Here is a 16694-nt window from a genome sequence, read left to right as displayed (position 1 = left end):
GCTTGTTCGCGAGTCTCTCGACCGGCGCAACGCGAGACACGGTGATTGCTGGCAACATCATGTGACGAACCCGGGTAACTCAAATCGCAGCCCCACGCGCAAGCCGCGGGCATCATGGCGGCGGGCCCTGCCGAAAGCAAAGCCACGTCACCGCCGATTGGTCGCCCCTGTGTGGGAAACGGTTCGAGCACGCGCCGACGATTTTGGTGACAGTTTTACAACGGGTCATAGGCGCATGAACGGCCGGCCCGGCCCGCGATCGCCCCCTACGCGTTTTAATCAAACGCGACACGTTAAGACTAAAAGCAGCCTGTTGGGGACGACCGGAGATCACGGGTACCCAAGTCTTCCAGCTGCGGTCAGATGGGTGCGCCTTGCGGCATAGGACGATCACGGCGATCGCCCGACCGTTCGGTCGTTCTGGGCGCATCGCATCATGATCGAACTTCTGTTGGCGACAAGTTCACTGGCGGGCCTCGCCGTCGGACTCGTCGGCCCCGTCTGGGTCATTGTCGTGACGACCGCGCTGGTCGCTGTCCTGTCCGCCGTCGTGACCTGGGGCCAGGGATTTCCGGCGCTGGGCGGTGTGGCGGTCACGACCGGATGTCTGATCGCGTGCCAGATCTCCTACATGGCCGGCCGTTTCGTGACCAGGCAATACGGCTTCCCGGAGCAGCTATTTGAGGACCACATCGACGGCGAGCCAGGCGAGACCGGCCAGCGCGGCATCTCCAGTGACGATAACAAGGGCGACAAGCCACCATCGCGGCCCCCGCCGTCGGAGTCTTAGGGCCCGCCAATCTGCCGGCCCCGAAGCTGCGAAGGCATCCCCGAACGGGACAGGTATCGAAGCGACGTCGAAGGCACAGACGGACGTTCGGTTTTGGGACGAAAAGCGGATCAAGTCGGCACACTTTCTGGCTGAAATCGCGGGTTCACCGCTCAATCAGCAAGAGAAAGGCCAGCTCACCAACCGCCCAAACGCTTGAAAACCGTGTCCGAATCCGGCCAACTTACCCGGTCTGTCCAAGCCATACCGACGATGATATGACGACGCGCCGGTCCCATAGCTCAACTGGATAGAGTAACGGATTTCTACTCCGTGGGTTGCAGGTTCGAATCCTGCTGGGATCGCCACGTCATTTTCCGATTCCAATACTTTCAATGACTTGCCGTACATTATAACGCGGTAACTTTTTTCACGGTCAACGTGCCTCAATCAGAGACGCAGTCGTGGGTCTTTGCAGGATTGGCGGTTGTGATCGCACTGATCATATACGGATCGTGGATTGGACAGATCGCGACGAATTTTTCAAAGCTGCGGCGGCCTTCTTCGGCGCCGCGTCGACTTCGCCTAAACAACACTTAACTCCCTGGCACTTCGTTAGTTCCGCCTCCGCCAAAAACTGTCTTCTTGTGTACCGCGCATGACGGCTTACGCTGAAGACCTTGCGGATCTCTCCGTCGCCGTGCCGACAGCGGTGCAGCCTTGTGGGCACCGCCAAACCGGACACGCGTTAGTAGTTTCGCGGGAAGTGAACGATGGCAGAGACAAATAACGCTGGACGCGGTCTTTTCGAAAGCGAGCGCGCCTTTCGGCTCCTCGTTCAAGGCGTCACAGATTATGCGATCTATCTGCTGGACCTGAACGGCATTGTATCAAATTGGAATACAGGCGCCGAGAAGATCAAAGGATATTCCGCAGATGAAATCGTGGGTCAGCATTTTTCGGTTTTCTACCCCCCGGAGGATCGCGAAGCCGGACTTCCCGCTGCTGCGCTAGAGGCCGCGCGGCGGGACAAGCGCTTCGAAGCGGAAGGCTGGCGGATGCGTAAGGACGGTTCGCGATTTTTCGCTTCCGTCGTCATTGATGCCATTTATGAAGATGGTGTGCTTGTCGGTTTCGCGAAAATCACGCGGGACATCACCGAGCGGATGCAGGCGCGCGTCGCATTAAACGAGAGCGAGAACCATTTTCGCCTGCTGGTGGGAAATGTCACCGACTACGCTTTGTATATGCTTGATCCGGAAGGTCGGATCACCAGCTGGAACTTGGGCGGCCAGCGAATCAAGGGCTATCTTCCCGAAGAAATTATCGGACAGCACTTCTCGCGATTTTACACCCCTGGTGATCGCGAAGCGGGAAAGCCGGCGCGTGCTCTGGAGACTGCCCGTAAGAACGGCCGTTACGAGGAGGAAGGCTTACGCGTTCGCAAAGACGGCACGTTTTTCTGGGCGAGTGTGGTCATCGATCCCGTCCGCAATGATGCAGGCGAGTTGATCGGCTTTGCCAAGATTACGCGCGACATCACAGAACGACGCCTGGCGGCGCAGCAACTTGAAAATATGCAAAGGCAGCTGGCTGAATCACAGAAGATGGATGCGCTCGGTCAGCTGACCGGTGGAGTGGCACATGACTTTAATAATCTGCTTATGGCGGTTACCGGTAACGCTCGGCTTATCAAGCGCCACGCCATTGACCCTCGCGTGGTCAAGGCAGCAGAAGCGATTGAGGCAAGCGTTCGCCGCGGGGCGGCACTGACACGCCAACTGCTGACTTTTGCGCGGCGCCAACAAGTCGACCCGGTGCTGCTTGACGTTGGAGAGACTGTGCAAGCTGTACGCGAAGTCTTGGCCACAGTCCTAGGCAGCGCGATAAAGCTCGAAATCTCCGTGCCCGCCGGAGTCTGGCCGGTATTCGCGGATCCGACCGAACTCGAGACCGCAATCATCAATCTCGGCATCAACTCTCGTGATGCCATGCCCGACGGAGGCACGTTGACGATCACAGCAGAAAATCATCGTGTCGCGGACGGAGAAGATATAGGCGAGCATGTGAATATCAAAGTGATCGATACCGGCGCAGGTATTCCTGAGGATGTCATTGCGAAGGTGTTCGATCCCTTTTTCACGACCAAGCCTGTCGGCAAGGGAACGGGATTGGGGCTCTCGCAAGTCCATGGCTTTGTCAACCAGGCTGGCGGCAGTGTAGAAATCAAAAGCAAGCTCGGCGCAGGCACGGAAATCGTCATTCGGCTCCCGCGCGGAGAGGGCCATGCTGGCGTGCATGAAGCAGAGGTTCTGGCCGAAGGTGCCGGCACCGTTCTGCTCGTTGAAGACAATCCAGATGTCGCAACCTCCAGCACCGTTCTTTTGGAAGAGCTGGGATATCGCGTGAAATGGGTAACTGACGCAGAATCCGCAATGCGCGAGATTGAACGCGACGGCATCGACATTGTATTTAGTGATATTGTGATGCCGGGAAAGTTGGATGGTCTCGGCCTCGCTCGCAATCTCCGACGGAGTCACCCGCACATGCCGGTGGTGCTTGCGACGGGCTATAGCGACGCCTCCCGGAAATCAGGTTCAGAGTTTCTGCTATTGCGCAAACCCTACGAGCTTCACGAGCTCAGCAATGCATTAGAGACCGCTCGCAGCAGTGTCGCTTGACAGCATCTTCTGACCATCCATGTGAAGCGCGCCGGTCGGGCCGGCTCTGGCACCGCTTTCTGTGCCAAACCGGCTTCGGAGGTAACCTCCTTCACAACCGCGAATTTGTTGCGCCGCAGAGCGACCTATGGCGCCGGATTCGGCTCGGAACGATATTCGATTGCTGAGATTGATCATACCGGCACGAAAGCAGCGCTCCCGATGCAGATCCCCTACGGTATTTCGGGCGATTTATTTCTCCGAGGCTCTTTACGTCTGATTTGTGGAGCGCAGAATGAGGTCTGTTCTGAAGTGGGGAGGAAGCGATGAAAGAGCTTCTACATGCACGAGCAATGGAGAGCATGTGTCGACAGCGCGCCTCGTTTTTTCCCGAGGAAAGTTGGAAATTTCTAGCCGAAGCCGAAAGGTGGAAGCATCGGGCGCTTGATTTGATCAGCGACCATCACGTTGACTGTAACCAGCCAGCTCTGCCAGATGCTGCTGAACCTTCTCACATTCACGCGTCACGCTAGGTCTTTCATTTCGGCAACGCTGGAACTTTTCTTCGCGTATCAATGCGAGCTGCGCCGCATCTTTCGAACTAGCACGCGAAAGCTGACGGCCCGATATCGATAGGCCCGCTCTTCGCGGGCCTTGCGATACTTTGTCTCATGGAACTACACTCATCTTCTTGTCGTTGGTTCAACGCGCCCGCTGTTTGCGAAATGGTGGAGTGTTTGTCGCGCGGTGAAACCTAGAACGTCGATGGCTCCCACAAAGCTCCAACGAAAAGCGATCGCAACAGCAGTTCAACTGAGGGCCATGTCTCGAAGGTGCAAAGAGTTCGCCAAATTCGTCGGATTTCGGTCAGTATCAGATCGGCTGAATACTTTGGCGGCGAAATACCAGGAAGAAGCTTGGCAGGTTGAGGAACGCGCTGGACTGCACTTGAACGGAGGGGATCCCGACGAGCCCTCGAGCGGATAGATTTCAGGCGAGAAGGTCTGACCATGGCCTGGAATGCCGGCGGCCGATTTACTGATGGAAGCCCAAGCGATCGCGTCATGCGACGAGCCGGTTACACGTGGCCGCGACACAGCACCAAGTAGATTACGCTCTGTCGCTCGCGGAACACTGCACGTTCTTAGGCAAGAGTAGAACGTGCTCGACAGCCTAAGCGATGAATGCCCCGCGTGCTGAAGGCCGGTTCGTCATGAACATCAGCAGTCGCTGCCTTGAGCCTTCGCCCCCTCGGCCTGCTGCGCCGCAGTTGGCTTCCCTTGCATTTGCTTCTGGGCGTCCTCAGATGAAGCAGGAATATTCCCGGACTGCTGGTTCATGGCGCTCGTCGGCGGGTGCTGATCAGTTTTGGAATTTGCACCGACAGTCGAGCCGGTGTTGCCTGGAGTCGGGCCCGAACCAGCGTCGCGCATTTCAGTCGTTTTGCTGGTGTTGCATGGACCCGCTTGGACCGACGCGCTACCGAGACCCAGCGTGGCTGCACAAACTAGTACAACTTGGCGTGTTACTTTCATCTGCCTCTCCCTTGGGTAAGGCCGGCATAGCCACGCCCTCGCGAGGAGGCCGGCCTTTGCCTTAACCGGCCCGATGACGCCAAGTTCCGAACTCGCTCGGAAACTAAGGCCGCGAATACCTTCTTGATAAAGAGCCTGAGGCGACGCGCCAGATGCGTCGCTTTTCCGCACGATCATATGCCCTTAGGAGAGTTCACTTAGCTCACATCAAGCCCAGCTGCGGCGCGCGCGACTTCGCCAAATTAGCCGGCCTTGACACGGCCGCCTTTGAGGCGCCGAACATTACAATGGCAAATAAAGCTCAGTTCTCCATTCTCGCTTACCAGCGACGGCCAGGATTCTGGCGTGCAGCTATTTCCCGCAAAGATGGAGCCGTCCTGACCATGAATGGCGTTGCATTGAAAAGCGTTGTCACGTCTGAGGATTTCCCATCAGAAGAAGAGGCTTATACGGATGCCGAGAAGGTTATCCGTATGATTTAGGCAGAGGCTTCCACCAGCGCAGCAGACGCTGCGGTACCGGAATCGAATTGCCGACGCCAGCCACCTAACGCATGTTCTCGAACGTCCGCATCGCAGATATCACCGCCGTGGTCAGGTAGGGCTTCGGAATGAAAAGCGCGTTGGCCGGAATCGTCATGGGCCTCGCCTTCCCAGTTGTGATAATGATGTGGATCGGTGGCCACCTGTCACGAACAGCAGCAGCTAGCTTGAGGCCATCCATGGAGCCGGGCATATCGATATCCGTGAACACGAGGTGGATATCCTGGCGGGCCTCTAGGACGGCAATTGCCTGATTGGCGTCGCCGACCTGCAAAACATCGAAGCCTGATTCGACCAATTCTTCGCTGATCAAATCCCGAATGAGGGCTTCATCCTCAACAACCAGCACCGTCGGCATTCCGAAACCTCGAGAGCCAACATGGCACTCCTCCTAAGTTAGTCAGCGTACAATCGTTCCCGATCATCACTTCGGAGACTTGAGATTGGAGTCCCGCCAAGCCCTCGAACGAGCATCCGCTTCGTAGTCTCGAGCTTTCTTCAAGTGAGCCTGCTTGGCATCGCCCTCGGGTAGCTTGCCAGCCTTGTCAGACTGGATTTTCCCCAGCCGGCGGTTTTCTTCAGCGTCGGGCACTTGCTTCATGACACACCTCCGGTTTTTTCAGACCGGATAATGGATTTCTGTTCAGAGAGTTCCCGCGTAACGAACATACAATCTGTTGGCCACTCTACAGAGACAAACGGGACTGGGTCAGAAATGACGTCGTGGCATCAGCCCGGACAGGCTGCGCCTGTTTTCGCCCAGGCTTCGACGAGAGCACCCGCCTCCGCCTGTGTGCCCGGCGCAGGCGCACGTCCGTAACCCGGCGCCCAGGCCCAGCCGACCAGCGTATCCTTGCCGATGTGGTCGATGAGATCCTCGACCTTGCGGCCGCCATTACGCGCGGGGTCTTTGATCTGCGCGCAGATCTCGGCGACGGTCTTGCCTTCCCATGCCATCTCGCGCGGCGCGAGGTGCCATTCGTGATGGCCGGGGATGCGGCCGGGTTCGAAGTTGGCATCCTTGTGACAGGAGTTGCAGCGCATCGCCGCGGTGCCGTGGCCATCGGACCCACGCGTCACTGGCGGCTGATGCAAACGTCGCGCATCGCCCTGCCGCGGCACGTCACCGGCGGGATGGCAGTTCACGCAGCGCGGATGCGTCAGCACCTTGCCGAGTTCGGTGAAGATCGCCGCCGAGCGTGCATTGATATCGGCGATGCGATTGAAACTCTCCGGGCTCGCCAGCCCTTTCGACGCGCCCTGCCCGGCCGCATAGGCCGTGAGTATGCTCATCCCGAGCGTCGCGACGACAACCAGAGTCTTGACGCGTGTCTCGGCTCTCATCCGCGCGGCTCCTGAATGAGATAGCGCTTCGCGTCGCTAAGGATCACATCGAGCACGGCCTCATGATACTTGAAGTAGCCGGTGCAGCGACACAGATGCCCGTCAAGCGCCTCGGCGATCCTCTCTTCAAGGCCCGCGCGCGGCACGGGCGTCCTGGCCAGTTGCTCGAGCAGCACCTGCCCTTCATTGAGAAAACCGGCGGTACAGTAACCGCACTGGAACGCGAAATGCCTGATGAAGGCCTTCTGCAACGGCGACAGCTCGCCGTTCTTGGCGTGGCCCTCGACCGTGCGGATGGTCTTGCCGTGGAAGCTTGCCGCCGAGGTCACGCAGGTCGGATTGGTGTGGCAGGTGCCGTCGGGCTCGTCGACGATCACGACACAGCTCAGGCACTGCGCGGCGCCGCAGCCGAATTTGGTGCCGGTCATGCCCAGATATTCGCGCAGGAAGTCGTTCATGGAGAGATCGTCGCGCACCTCGGTGGGCGCATGGACCTGTCCGTTGATGGTGATGCCCAGTGTCGTCACGCGAGCGCTCCCTTGAGCATGGCCTGTGTCACCGGCAGCGCCGCGAAGCGGTGTCCGATGGCGTCATGGATGGCGTTGAGCAATGCCGGCACGATGGGGATCATCACCACCTCGGCCATGCCCTTCGGCAATTCGTCCGGTGTCAGCGGCGGCATCAGCTCAATCTCGACGTCGCGCAGCGACAGATCCGATCCTCGCGCCACCAGATATTGACCGAGATTCCATTGCCCGTTGCCGGGTCCGCCCTCAAACGGCGGCAGCGTTTCCAAAAGTGCGTAACCGACGCCCATGGCGAAGCCGCCTTGTGCCTGGCCAATCACGACCTCCGGCACCAGCGCCTGCCCACATTCGAATGCGGTATAGGCTTTGGCGATGCGCAGCACGCCGGTCGCTTTCTCGATCTCGACCCGGACTGTTGCACCGCATGCCGCTGTATAGGCCGTGCCCATCCGGTTGTTATCGGTTGGCGGGAACAGCACGCTGGCGCGGTTGATGCGCGTGAATTTGCCGGCGCCACGACGCAGCGCGAGCCCGTCGATCTCGGCGCGATACTGCTCGCCATTAATGGGGAAACGTGCGCGTGCCCACGACCAGCGCGAGAACCCGTGCGCCACGGCGCCGGTGACCAGATTGCGTGCATGGGCCGCGGCGGCGAGTTTGTCCAACGGCAGCGACGGCAGGCCCGCCATCGTGAGCTGTCCGCCCTTCCACTGCGCCTTGGCAAAGTCCTTGGCGCGTGGATCGCGTGGGCCGATATTCCATAGCGCCAGCGCCGCCGGCCACAGACCGAAGCGGAAGATCACCCGCGCAGCTTCCGCCGCGGCATGGGTACCGACATGGGCGCCGATGGAGGCTGACGTGGCCGAACTGATCGATGGCACCCAGCGCGGATCCTTCTCGGCCTTGTCCTGGGTCTTCTGGTCCATGGTGTAGCAATCGCCGGAGGTCACCAGCTCCAGCGCATCGAACACGCCGACCTGCGACACCGCCACCTCGTCAGCGATGCTGCCGAGATGCAATGCGACGCGATTGGCCAGCGCCGTGCCGATGCCGTTACCCATCTCGACATGGTCGCAGAAAATCGCGATCCTGCCGTCGGGGCTGAGTTCAACGCGACCGTTAGAACTATCGCCGCCGGTGCCGTAGTCCTTGGTCACACAGGCGACGCCGGTGCCCACCAGTATGCCACTGGTCGCGCGCGCCTTCTCTGCAGCTCGTTGCTTCCAGATCGCGTGCTGCTCGAGCTTGTCGAGAACCTCTAAGCTCCGCACCGAGACGATATAGGGATTGCCGGTCATGGTGCGGCCATCCTGCTTCAGGGCATTGCGTCGCCGGAAGTCGATGGGATCGAGCTTCAGCGCAAGCGCCGCCTCGTCGATCAGAACTTCCAGCGCGGTCATGGTCTGCAGCGAACCGTAGCCGCGCATCGAGCCCGCGGTCACGCCGCGGGTATGCTCTGCCACAGTCGTCACATCGACCTTCGGCACGTCATAGATACCAATCGCGGCCGTTGCGGCGCAGGTAGCGACATTGGCCGAGAAATTGGCGAGACCACCGCCATCTAGCACGTGATCGGCGGCGAAGGCCGTGATCTTGCCAGAGGCGCGATCGACAGACATGCGCGAGCGCATCTTGATGGCGTGGCGTTTGATGCCAGCCTGAAATTGCTGATACCGATCGTGCGCCAGCCGCACCGGACGGTCCGGAAAGAATATCGCCGCCAGCGTCACATAGAAAATGAATGGCGTATGGTCGCGGCCGCCGAAACCGCCCCCCACATAAGCGAATTGCGCGTTGATCGCACTCGGCTTGAACGGCGCCTTGGTTTCGCCAAGCAGAAACGCGATTGATTCCGCAGCTTCATAGGGCGACTGCACGCCCAGCACCAGTTCGAGCGCCTTGTCTTTTGCGCTGTACCAGCCCAGCCCGCATTCCGGCTCCATAAACATCGGATCGACAGACTGCGTATCGAAGGTGCGGTCCAGCACCAGAGCCGAAGACTCGCTGGCGGCGATCTCGGCACGGATCTGGTCGCCATAGACCGCAGCCTTCTCGTAACCGGCCTCGTTCTTGTGCGCGGTCGAGGACCATACCGGCAGCGCGGACGCCTGGGTACGGCCGGGCGTGACCCAGCCGGCAAGGACCGGCGAGTAGACATCGGGCGCATCGGGCGTGGCGCCGGCAACGCGGGTGAAACGATACGCCGCATAATTCGGCATTACGATCGGGCCGGTCTCCTCGCCAAACTGCACGAAGGTACCATCGCGCAAGGCCATCCGCGCGCGGTCATAGGTGTCGAACTGCTCAAAGATCAGCAGCGCAACAGGCTGGCCCATATAGAGCGGCGTCTTGCCGACGGGACAGAACAGATCGCCTTCATAGTAGGCGGGAACGCGGATGTTAATCTTGCCGAGATCCGCCGCGGTGACGATCACCGTCGGCTTCAGCGCGCCGCTCAGCCGCGCGAGGTCCATGCCAAGATAGACATGGGTGGCATCGGGCGCGCGCACCAGAATTGCGTGCGAGGTCTTGGCCGGCCAGCCCGGCAGGTCATTCGCCCGGAAATCCGACGCATAGAGTTTCGAGCCGGTGACCTTGGCGACGCCATCGACACGGCCGGCACCGCCGATAGCGGGATTCAACTTGCCCCGCCCCGGCAGTGTCTCGCGTGCCGGGAACGCCACCGGCTCCGCCGCAGCCAGATGCGACAGGCTGAGCGAAATACCGCCCGCCGACACCCATTTCATGAACTCGCGACGCGAAGTCCGCATGCTTCCACCCCTGATCGACAGCCGTCCGCCGCTGCGCCTATTACTTGAGATCGGCGATGGTGGCCGGCCCCGGCCCGGTCGTGATCAGCGTCGGCCACTGGTTGGAGCCGAACGGCACCACGGGCGGCAGGAACGGCGTCATGCCGCGCTTGGCGCTCTCGGCGATGATGGCCGCGCGGGCGTCGCCCCCCATCAATTCATAATCCATCAGGTGATAGTTGCCGAAGAACAGCGACCCCACGGAGCGATCCGCGATGATGCGCGTCAGCGACTCCAGCATATCGGCCTGCGTGGTGGTGAACGACACCGTCTCGATCAGCAGCAGGCGATCATTGATGGCTTCCGGCGGGAAGAACTGTGCCAGCACGCTGAACAGCACGTTGTTCTGCCGTGCCACGTAAATCGTGTTGCTCGCGGCATAGGCCTTGTCCCAATCGGGACCCAGCATCTTCTTCCAGTCGCCCAGCACGGTCATCCAGTGATTGACCTGGGTTTGCGCGGCCCAAGTCACGTTCTTCGCAAGGAACGGCGCCTGCTTCTTGCCAAATGTCTCCAGCGTATCGAAGGGGATGACGCCCTTAGCGATGCACTCGTCCATGAACGTCAGGTTATTCTGCAGGATGGTACGGTTGTTGTCGCGCCAGTCGGCCTGCATCGGCGTGAGATCGAGGCCATCCAGCGCCGACTGCATGCGGCTGCGATAGGCCTTCATCGAACCGAGCCAGGATTTGTTATCGGGATTGTTGACGTAGGGGCCGACCACCTCGGCCAGCGCCATGGTGCTATGACCGACCGACTTGAGCAGCTGATAGACTATGGGCACCGAGGGCGCGTCGAGCGGCGGTTTGCCGGGCTGGTACAGCGTGAACTTGCCGCCGGCGCCGGAGAACAGACCGAGGATCACGGGATGCTTGGCTAGAATATTGGTGCGGAAGACTTTCGCTGCATCGCCGTAGAGTTCGAACATGCCGGTGTTGAGCGCGAGCATGTCCTTGGTGGCGGTCTCGGCAGGCGTTGTCGCGGTGAGCCCGGAAATCGGCGCCATATAGGATGGCAGCGTCTGGGCATGGGCGGCGCCGACGCCCCCCAACAGGACAGCTGCGAGAGCGACAGCGTGGCGATACGTCATATCCGGACTCCTCCGAGTCATCTTGGCGACTGCTACTGTCACGACTAACGCAGCACATCTTAAAAATCTGCCTTTCCATTCAGCAGAAATGGTCGCGACATAGTTGACGACAGCAAACACGCCGTGACGGGCGGAATGCTCTCGAACGCGACTGAACTGGATAAGAAAAACGCTACGAATCACGCAAAGCGCCGGCGACTCAAGGCTATACGCAATTTAGTGACACCGGAATTGGTTCGCGATCCGGAATACGCAATACGCAGCGATTTCTCGTCCGCCTGTGGTGGAAGGCTGGACGCCGGAAACAGGCCGGGGTTATTTTCACGACACGTAGATAAGCACCACCGACACGGCTATATGGCGCCGGACGTCTGAGGGGGAGCGCATGGCAAAAAAGACGTCCAGCAAATCGACGGAGATCAACGAGGCAGGTTCTCCCTCCGCGCTGATCGACACGAAGATCAAGGAGCTGGGTGACTGGCGCGGTGAGATGCTCGCTCGCGTCCGAAAGGTCATCAAGCAGGCTGTCCCGGACGTGGTCGAGGAATGGAAGTGGCGCGGCGTTCCGGTCTGGGAACACGCAGGCATCATCTGCACCGGCGAGACCTACAAGGCGGTCGTGAAGATGACCTTTGCGAAGGGCGCATCGCTCGATGACCCGTCAGGCCTGTTCAACTCCAGCCTCGACGGCAACACTCGGCGGGCCATCGATATTCACGAAGGCGAGAAGCTGGATGAAAAGGCGCTGAAGGCGCTCATCCGCGCTGCGGTGGCGCTGAACACCTCGACAAAGAAGAAGCCAAAGAAAGCGTGAGCGTCGTTATCTGGCGACCGGCCACGACAGGTCGTAGGACATCACGTAGATGACGATCGCAGCCAGGCACAGAACCACGCCAATCCAGAACAGTGGCGAATGATGGATGGGGCGGCGGCGCGCGGTGTCGTCTCTCTGTTCGTGCTTCATTCCATCCCCCATTTTCGGCGCAAGCGCCCAGACCGTCCGAATTGTCGCGCGACGTTCTGACACACAGATCAGGCTCGCTGAAGCACGCATTGTCGCACCATTCGCAGGAAAGGTACGCATGCACGGCGCGATTCGACGCAACGATGATGGTTTATCCGCGCTGCTCCAGCCAGCACAGCTGACCGATGTCGTCGATATCGGCGCCAATCCCATCGATGGCGATCCGCCCTACAAGCCGATGCTGCAAAGCGGACTTTGCCGCGTTACCGGTTTCGATCCGCATCCGCAGGCATTGGCGCAACTGCAGGCGCGCAAGGGCGCGTTTGAGACCTATCTTCCTTATGCCGTCGGCGATGGCGGCAGCCATACGCTGAACATCTGCCGCGGCATCGGCTTTGCCAGCCTGCTGCAGCCTGAGCCGAAAACACTCACGCACTTTCCGAATTTTACCGAACTCGGACGTATCCTCGACAGGCTCCCGCTCGATACACGGCGGCTCGACGATATCGCCGAGATCGAGCACATCGATCTCTTGAAGATCGACATTCAGGGTGGCGAACTGTCGGTGTTCAGGAACGGTCGCAGCAAACTGGCAAAGGCCGTCGCCATTCAGACCGAAGTCTCCTTCGTGCCGCTCTATGAGAAGCAGCCGGTGTTCGGCGACATCGATCTCGAACTGCGCAGCCTCGGCTTCATTCCGCACATGTTCGCGGCCATCAACAAGAAGATGATCGCGCCGATGATGGGCCCCAACCCTGCTGCTGCCATTAATCAACTCGTCGAGGCCGACGTCGTCTATGTCCGGGATTTCATCCAGGCCGAGGCGATGGAGAGCGAGCAGCTCAAGCACCTCGCACTGATCGCGCATCATTGCTACGGCTCGTTCGATCTGGCGCTGAATTGCGTGCATCATCTCACCAGCCGCGGTGCGGTCGCGCCCGATGCCAAGAACCGCTATGTCGCCCTGCTCCAGGCCAATCGCCCCAAAGTAGCTGGCGGCAGACTTTAAACTTCTCCGGTTCCGACGTAACATGGTGTCCGGCGCAGGGGACGCGCCGACGCTTGCATCAGATTCCAGCCAGGACACGGGGCAGACAATGCTTTCTCGGCGCCGACTTTTGCTGACTGCGGGAATGGCGATCGCCTGCCCTGCAGTCCTGCGCGCCGAGCCGCTGAAGATGCGCCTCGCCCATAGCCTGCCGACCACCCATCCCGTCCACCCGGCCATGCAGCACTTTGCCGATCTGGCACGCGAGCGTTCGCAGGGCGAACTCGACATCGCGCTGTTTGCGGACGGGCAGCTCGGTCAGGAAGTCGACCTGCTGTCGCAGGTGCAGGCCGGTAAACTGGATTTCCTGAAAGTCAGCGCCAGCGTGCTCGAGCGCTTCCATCCCGCCTACAAGGTTCTCAACCTGCCTTTCACGTTCCGCGATCGCTCCCATTGGCTGAAGGTGACGAGCAACGAGATCGGCAGCGACGTTCTGGGCTCGACCACATCGAAGGGCCTCACCGGCTTGACCTTCTACGATGCCGGCGCGCGCAGCTTCTATGGCCGAAAACCGATTCTGCATCCCGATGATCTCAAGGGCATGAAGATCCGCATCCAACCGTCCGAGACGATGGTCAAGCTGATGCAGCTGTTCGGTGCCGAAGGCATCGAGCTGTCATGGAGCAATGTCTATGTCGCGCTGAAGTCGGGACTCGTTGATGGCGCGGAGAACAGCGTGGTGGCGCTGATCGTCGGCAAACATGCCGAAGTCGCGACGCACTACTCGTTCGACGAACACACCATGATCCCGGATGTACTGCTGGTAGGCGCCGGCCGGCTCAACAGCATGACGCCGAAACAGCGGGAGATCATCCGCGAAGCCGCCGCCCTGTCCTATCATCACATGAACAAGCTGTGGACCGCATTCGAGGCGCAAACGCGCCTGCAGGTCGAAGCGATGGGCGTGACATTCGTCACGCCGGACAAGGCCCCCTTCATCGCAAAGGCAGCGCCCCTCGCCGACATCTATGCCGGCGAGGAAGCGTCACGGACGTTGCTGCGCAGAATCGCGCAGGCATAGGTCGTTTGATCGGGCTTATTTGACGCCGAGCAGTTCGACGTCGAAGATCAACGTCGCATTTGGCGGGATCACGCCGCCAGCACCACGCGCGCCATAGCCGAGATCCGGCGGAATGATCAGCGTGCGCTTGCCGCCGACCTTCATGGTGGCGACGCCTTCGTCCCAGCCCTTGATGACACGGGACATGCCAATCGGGAACTCGAACGGCTCGTTGCGATCGACCGACGAGTCGAATTTCTTGCCCTTGACACCGTTCTCATAAAGCCAGCCGGTGTAATGCATCACGCAGGTCTGTCCCTTGGCCGGCGTGGCGCCGGTGCCAACGATGGTGTCTTCGATCTGGAGGCCTGAAGCTGTGGTCATGGTTTTTCCTGCGGCTGGCGCCATTTTCTGCGGCGCTTGTTTTTGAGGCGCTTGCGCCATGGCGGAAGAAAGGGAGACGTCGGACACGGCCACGATCATGGCCGCACTGAGCGCGACGGCCGTGGCTCTAACGGCACGCTGGGAGTTTCGCATCATGTCTCCTGGATGGTTGGGTCTGCGAGCGGCGCAGTCATGCCCCCTCATCGCACCGCAACGCAAGTCCTGGCAATGCCGAATCCCGAAGCCGCGATCCATGGAAATCGCTCAATGAGGATGCTTGAATCGGCCCTCAGTCAGGCTTCGAGCTGCGTCGGGCCAGCTGACCCTTGTAATTTTCAAGCAACCGGGTCGCCAACTCTGTCGCCTCATCGCTTGCCTGGATTGAGCGACTGTCCGACATCGGCTCTGCGAGCGAGGCCGGATGTTTGAAGCTGAACGAGCGGATGACGCGATCGATGGCTGCTTGCATGGATAACTCCCGATGGCGACAGGAACTCCGCATTTCGCGGAAAGTTCCTGATCAGTCAGCCGGAGGGCACCGCAGGTTCAAGGCAGCACCACGGCCGCTGGAAAGCCGCAACATGGCCATTTTGGCTACAAATGTTGCTAAGCGCCTGCTTCTGCTGCGAATTGCAGCCCTTTGAAAGTCAGTCGCTTGGGGTCGCGAACGCCCGCCAGATACAGGCCGCGAATGAAGTGGGTCACCATGTCGCGATCACAGCCGGTCAGAATGACCACGGCATCGACGGCTGTCTTCTGGGCATCCATATCGGTCCTCGCGCCGCACAGGCGGCCTGCTCCGCGCGCTCCAAATCGCCGGATGACCAAAACATGCCCGATTCCCGGGATTTGCGGATATACGCGGATCACCCCGGCACAAGCTCCGCCCCAGCCTCGCGCAGGCCTCCTTGCCGGCAAATCATGCGTAAGATTGCCGTAAATCGCAGATAGTTGATGCGTTGCCGCGCTGTCGGCTGTAAACCGCAGCGGAGTTTCGGCCATTGCCTGGGTGTTTGCCCGGCTGCCGCACCCGACAATGACCCACCCCAAACCAAAGAAAGCGACAAGGCCTCGTTCATGTCATTTAAGGAACCCAGCTTCGCGGATCGCCAGAAGGCTGCGATCGAAGCCAAGAAGAACATTCTGAACAAATTCAAGGCAGCACCGGGGCCCGATGATCCTGCCGTGAAGGCGCGCGCCGCCGAGCGCGAAGCCGCTGCCGTCGCACGCGCGGAAGCCAAGGCCATCCGCGACGCTGAGAAGGCCGTCCAGAAGGCCCGCGAAGCCGAGGAAGCCGCCGCTGCTCTAGTCCAGGCTGCGCGCGAGAAGGAAGAAGCCGCGCTTGCCCAGGCCGCGCTGGAAGCCCAGCAGAAAGCTGCCCGCGACGCCCGCTACGCCGCCCGCAAGAAGCGTAAATAAGCACGAGATCAGCGTGCCATCATCCGATGGCACGCTGCCTGAATTGATTGTCCGAGGTCAGTTCGTTTTGCCGAATTGCGGCTCGTCGGGTTTGACGAATTTGTTGCCGCTCGGGCCGTAACCGGTGATCTGGATCACCGCGCCCTCTTCCCGTGTGCCGTCCCAATGCACCGCACCGGCGGGATGCACCATGTAGCCGCCGGTCTTCATCGGGATCGACTTTTCGGGCACGAAGGCTTCGCCCGTGCCGGTGTACCAGGTGCCCGACAGCACCACGACGTGACGATCTTCGGGATGCTTGTGCGGCTTGCTCATGATGCCGGGCGGCCATTTGATCCGCAGCACATAGATGCCCTGCTTCGAGGGATCGCCATAGAGCGTCGCAACTTCAACGCCGACACCGAACGGATTCTTCCAGACTTCCTCGCCCTGATTGATGCGCACAAAGCCCATCTCGTCAGTGGCGCTCCATGTCGTCGCGCTTGGAAAGAGCGTTGCCGCGATCAGACAAGTCGCCGCAACGACGAGGCGTCGTTCTTTTTTCATCATGGCCTCCCAGGCATTTTCTTGTGCGCGGAGGCTATGCCGAGTTTTCAGATCCA

Annotated in this window: 18 protein-coding genes and 1 tRNA gene; 8 read left to right on the top strand and 11 right to left on the bottom strand. The window is 60.2% G+C overall.

What is annotated here, in order from left to right; genetic code table 11:
- The first annotated feature begins 436 nt into the window (after positions 1-436).
- The 4 genes from BLW80_RS14705 (at position 437) to BLW80_RS30335 (ending at position 5446) form a co-directional block, all read left to right on the top strand.
- Positions 437-790 (top strand): hypothetical protein, encoded by a 354-nt coding sequence (locus BLW80_RS14705; protein WP_093758531.1) that lies wholly within the window; start codon positions 437-439, stop codon positions 788-790.
- Positions 791-1060: 270 nt separating this feature from the next.
- Positions 1061-1137: transfer RNA gene (locus BLW80_RS14700), tRNA-Arg, on the top strand.
- Positions 1138-1542: 405 nt separating this feature from the next.
- Entirely contained in the window at positions 1543-3450 is a 1908-nt protein-coding gene (locus tag BLW80_RS14695) for a hybrid sensor histidine kinase/response regulator (RefSeq protein WP_093758530.1), read from the top strand.
- Positions 3451-5116: 1666 nt separating this feature from the next.
- Positions 5117-5446 (top strand): hypothetical protein, encoded by a 330-nt coding sequence (locus BLW80_RS30335; protein WP_170849672.1) that lies wholly within the window; start codon positions 5117-5119, stop codon positions 5444-5446.
- Between the two features lie 64 nt (positions 5447-5510).
- Here BLW80_RS30335 and BLW80_RS14680 read toward each other — a convergent pair whose 3' ends face one another.
- The 6 genes from BLW80_RS14680 to BLW80_RS14660 form a co-directional block, all read right to left on the bottom strand.
- A complete protein-coding gene (locus tag BLW80_RS14680) occupies positions 5511-5864 on the bottom strand; it encodes a response regulator (RefSeq protein ID WP_089264271.1) in 354 nt (117 codons plus the stop codon).
- A 66-nt stretch (positions 5865-5930) separates the two neighbouring features.
- Entirely contained in the window at positions 5931-6107 is a 177-nt protein-coding gene (locus BLW80_RS30330; protein WP_170849671.1) for a hypothetical protein, read from the bottom strand.
- A gap of 128 nt (positions 6108-6235) precedes the next feature.
- Positions 6236-6850, bottom strand: a complete 615-nt coding sequence (locus BLW80_RS14675) for an Isoquinoline 1-oxidoreductase subunit (protein ID WP_093758529.1) — start codon at positions 6848-6850, stop codon at positions 6236-6238.
- Positions 6847-7377 (bottom strand): (2Fe-2S)-binding protein, encoded by a 531-nt coding sequence (locus tag BLW80_RS14670; protein WP_089264269.1) that lies wholly within the window; start codon positions 7375-7377, stop codon positions 6847-6849. Before BLW80_RS14670 ends, BLW80_RS14675 begins: the two co-directional genes overlap by 4 nt.
- Entirely contained in the window at positions 7374-10148 is a 2775-nt protein-coding gene (locus tag BLW80_RS14665) for a xanthine dehydrogenase family protein molybdopterin-binding subunit (protein WP_093758528.1), read from the bottom strand. The genes BLW80_RS14670 and BLW80_RS14665 overlap by 4 nt, the downstream gene beginning before the upstream one ends.
- Before the next feature lie 40 nt (positions 10149-10188).
- A complete protein-coding gene (locus BLW80_RS14660; protein ID WP_093758527.1) occupies positions 10189-11277 on the bottom strand; it encodes a hypothetical protein in 1089 nt (362 codons plus the stop codon).
- Between the two features lie 385 nt (positions 11278-11662).
- Here BLW80_RS14660 and BLW80_RS14655 point away from each other — a divergent pair, with 385 nt between their 5' ends.
- Entirely contained in the window at positions 11663-12091 is a 429-nt protein-coding gene (locus BLW80_RS14655) for a DUF1801 domain-containing protein (RefSeq protein ID WP_093758526.1), read from the top strand.
- Between the two features lie 6 nt (positions 12092-12097).
- On the opposite strand, the gene BLW80_RS30325 is transcribed toward BLW80_RS14655, so the two are convergent.
- Positions 12098-12241, bottom strand: coding sequence for a hypothetical protein (locus BLW80_RS30325; protein WP_170849670.1), 144 nt, complete (start codon positions 12239-12241; stop codon positions 12098-12100).
- A 118-nt stretch (positions 12242-12359) separates the two neighbouring features.
- Here BLW80_RS30325 and BLW80_RS14650 point away from each other — a divergent pair, with 118 nt between their 5' ends.
- Positions 12360-13250 carry an FkbM family methyltransferase gene (locus tag BLW80_RS14650; RefSeq protein WP_093758525.1) on the top strand — a complete coding sequence of 297 codons (891 nt, stop codon included), beginning with the start codon at positions 12360-12362 and terminating at the stop codon, positions 13248-13250.
- Positions 13251-13374: 124 nt separating this feature from the next.
- Positions 13375-14310 carry a TRAP transporter substrate-binding protein gene (locus tag BLW80_RS14645; RefSeq protein WP_170849669.1) on the top strand — a complete coding sequence of 312 codons (936 nt, stop codon included), beginning with the start codon at positions 13375-13377 and terminating at the stop codon, positions 14308-14310.
- 15 nt (positions 14311-14325) lie between these two features.
- Here BLW80_RS14645 and BLW80_RS14640 read toward each other — a convergent pair whose 3' ends face one another.
- The 3 genes from BLW80_RS14640 to BLW80_RS30320 form a co-directional block, all read right to left on the bottom strand.
- Entirely contained in the window at positions 14326-14826 is a 501-nt protein-coding gene (locus BLW80_RS14640; protein WP_244528239.1) for an FKBP-type peptidyl-prolyl cis-trans isomerase, read from the bottom strand.
- Between the two features lie 136 nt (positions 14827-14962).
- The gene (locus BLW80_RS14630) at positions 14963-15142 is read right to left on the bottom strand and encodes a hypothetical protein (protein ID WP_089264262.1); all 180 of its coding nucleotides are present in this window, start codon (positions 15140-15142) and stop codon (positions 14963-14965) included.
- 137 nt (positions 15143-15279) lie between these two features.
- Complete coding sequence (locus BLW80_RS30320; protein ID WP_170849668.1) at positions 15280-15441, bottom strand: hypothetical protein; 162 nt, start codon at positions 15439-15441, stop codon at positions 15280-15282.
- A gap of 309 nt (positions 15442-15750) precedes the next feature.
- On the opposite strand from BLW80_RS30320, the gene BLW80_RS14620 reads away from it, so the two are divergent.
- Complete coding sequence (locus tag BLW80_RS14620; protein WP_093758522.1) at positions 15751-16092, top strand: DUF6481 family protein; 342 nt, start codon at positions 15751-15753, stop codon at positions 16090-16092.
- Positions 16093-16149: 57 nt separating this feature from the next.
- Here the strand turns inward: BLW80_RS14620 and BLW80_RS14615 are convergent, their stop codons facing one another.
- The gene (locus BLW80_RS14615; RefSeq protein WP_139285835.1) at positions 16150-16638 is read right to left on the bottom strand and encodes a cupin domain-containing protein; all 489 of its coding nucleotides are present in this window, start codon (positions 16636-16638) and stop codon (positions 16150-16152) included.
- Positions 16639-16694 lie beyond the last annotated feature (56 nt).

This window comes from Tardiphaga sp. OK245, assembly GCF_900108575.1.
Lineage (GTDB): Bacteria > Pseudomonadota > Alphaproteobacteria > Rhizobiales > Xanthobacteraceae > Tardiphaga > Tardiphaga robiniae.
This window is presented reverse-complemented; position numbering and strand designations above follow the sequence as displayed.

Coding starts and splice junctions, on each gene's coding strand:
- BLW80_RS14665 (WP_093758528.1), bottom strand. CDS start 10,148: ATGCGGACTTCGCGTCGCGAGTTCATGAAATGGGTGTCGGCGGGCGGT.
- BLW80_RS14620 (WP_093758522.1), top strand. CDS start 15,751: ATGTCATTTAAGGAACCCAGCTTCGCGGATCGCCAGAAGGCTGCGATC.
- BLW80_RS14650 (WP_093758525.1), top strand. CDS start 12,360: ATGCACGGCGCGATTCGACGCAACGATGATGGTTTATCCGCGCTGCTC.
- BLW80_RS30325 (WP_170849670.1), bottom strand. CDS start 12,241: ATGAAGCACGAACAGAGAGACGACACCGCGCGCCGCCGCCCCATCCAT.
- BLW80_RS30330 (WP_170849671.1), bottom strand. CDS start 6,107: ATGAAGCAAGTGCCCGACGCTGAAGAAAACCGCCGGCTGGGGAAAATC.
- BLW80_RS14675 (WP_093758529.1), bottom strand. CDS start 6,850: ATGAGAGCCGAGACACGCGTCAAGACTCTGGTTGTCGTCGCGACGCTC.
- BLW80_RS14630 (WP_089264262.1), bottom strand. CDS start 15,142: ATGCAAGCAGCCATCGATCGCGTCATCCGCTCGTTCAGCTTCAAACAT.
- BLW80_RS14705 (WP_093758531.1), top strand. CDS start 437: ATGATCGAACTTCTGTTGGCGACAAGTTCACTGGCGGGCCTCGCCGTC.
- BLW80_RS14680 (WP_089264271.1), bottom strand. CDS start 5,864: ATGCCGACGGTGCTGGTTGTTGAGGATGAAGCCCTCATTCGGGATTTG.
- BLW80_RS14640 (WP_244528239.1), bottom strand. CDS start 14,826: ATGCGAAACTCCCAGCGTGCCGTTAGAGCCACGGCCGTCGCGCTCAGT.
- BLW80_RS14660 (WP_093758527.1), bottom strand. CDS start 11,277: ATGACGTATCGCCACGCTGTCGCTCTCGCAGCTGTCCTGTTGGGGGGC.
- BLW80_RS14615 (WP_139285835.1), bottom strand. CDS start 16,638: ATGAAAAAAGAACGACGCCTCGTCGTTGCGGCGACTTGTCTGATCGCG.
- BLW80_RS14645 (WP_170849669.1), top strand. CDS start 13,375: ATGGCGATCGCCTGCCCTGCAGTCCTGCGCGCCGAGCCGCTGAAGATG.
- BLW80_RS14655 (WP_093758526.1), top strand. CDS start 11,663: ATGGCAAAAAAGACGTCCAGCAAATCGACGGAGATCAACGAGGCAGGT.
- BLW80_RS30320 (WP_170849668.1), bottom strand. CDS start 15,441: ATGGATGCCCAGAAGACAGCCGTCGATGCCGTGGTCATTCTGACCGGC.
- BLW80_RS30335 (WP_170849672.1), top strand. CDS start 5,117: ATGCGTCGCTTTTCCGCACGATCATATGCCCTTAGGAGAGTTCACTTA.
- BLW80_RS14695 (WP_093758530.1), top strand. CDS start 1,543: ATGGCAGAGACAAATAACGCTGGACGCGGTCTTTTCGAAAGCGAGCGC.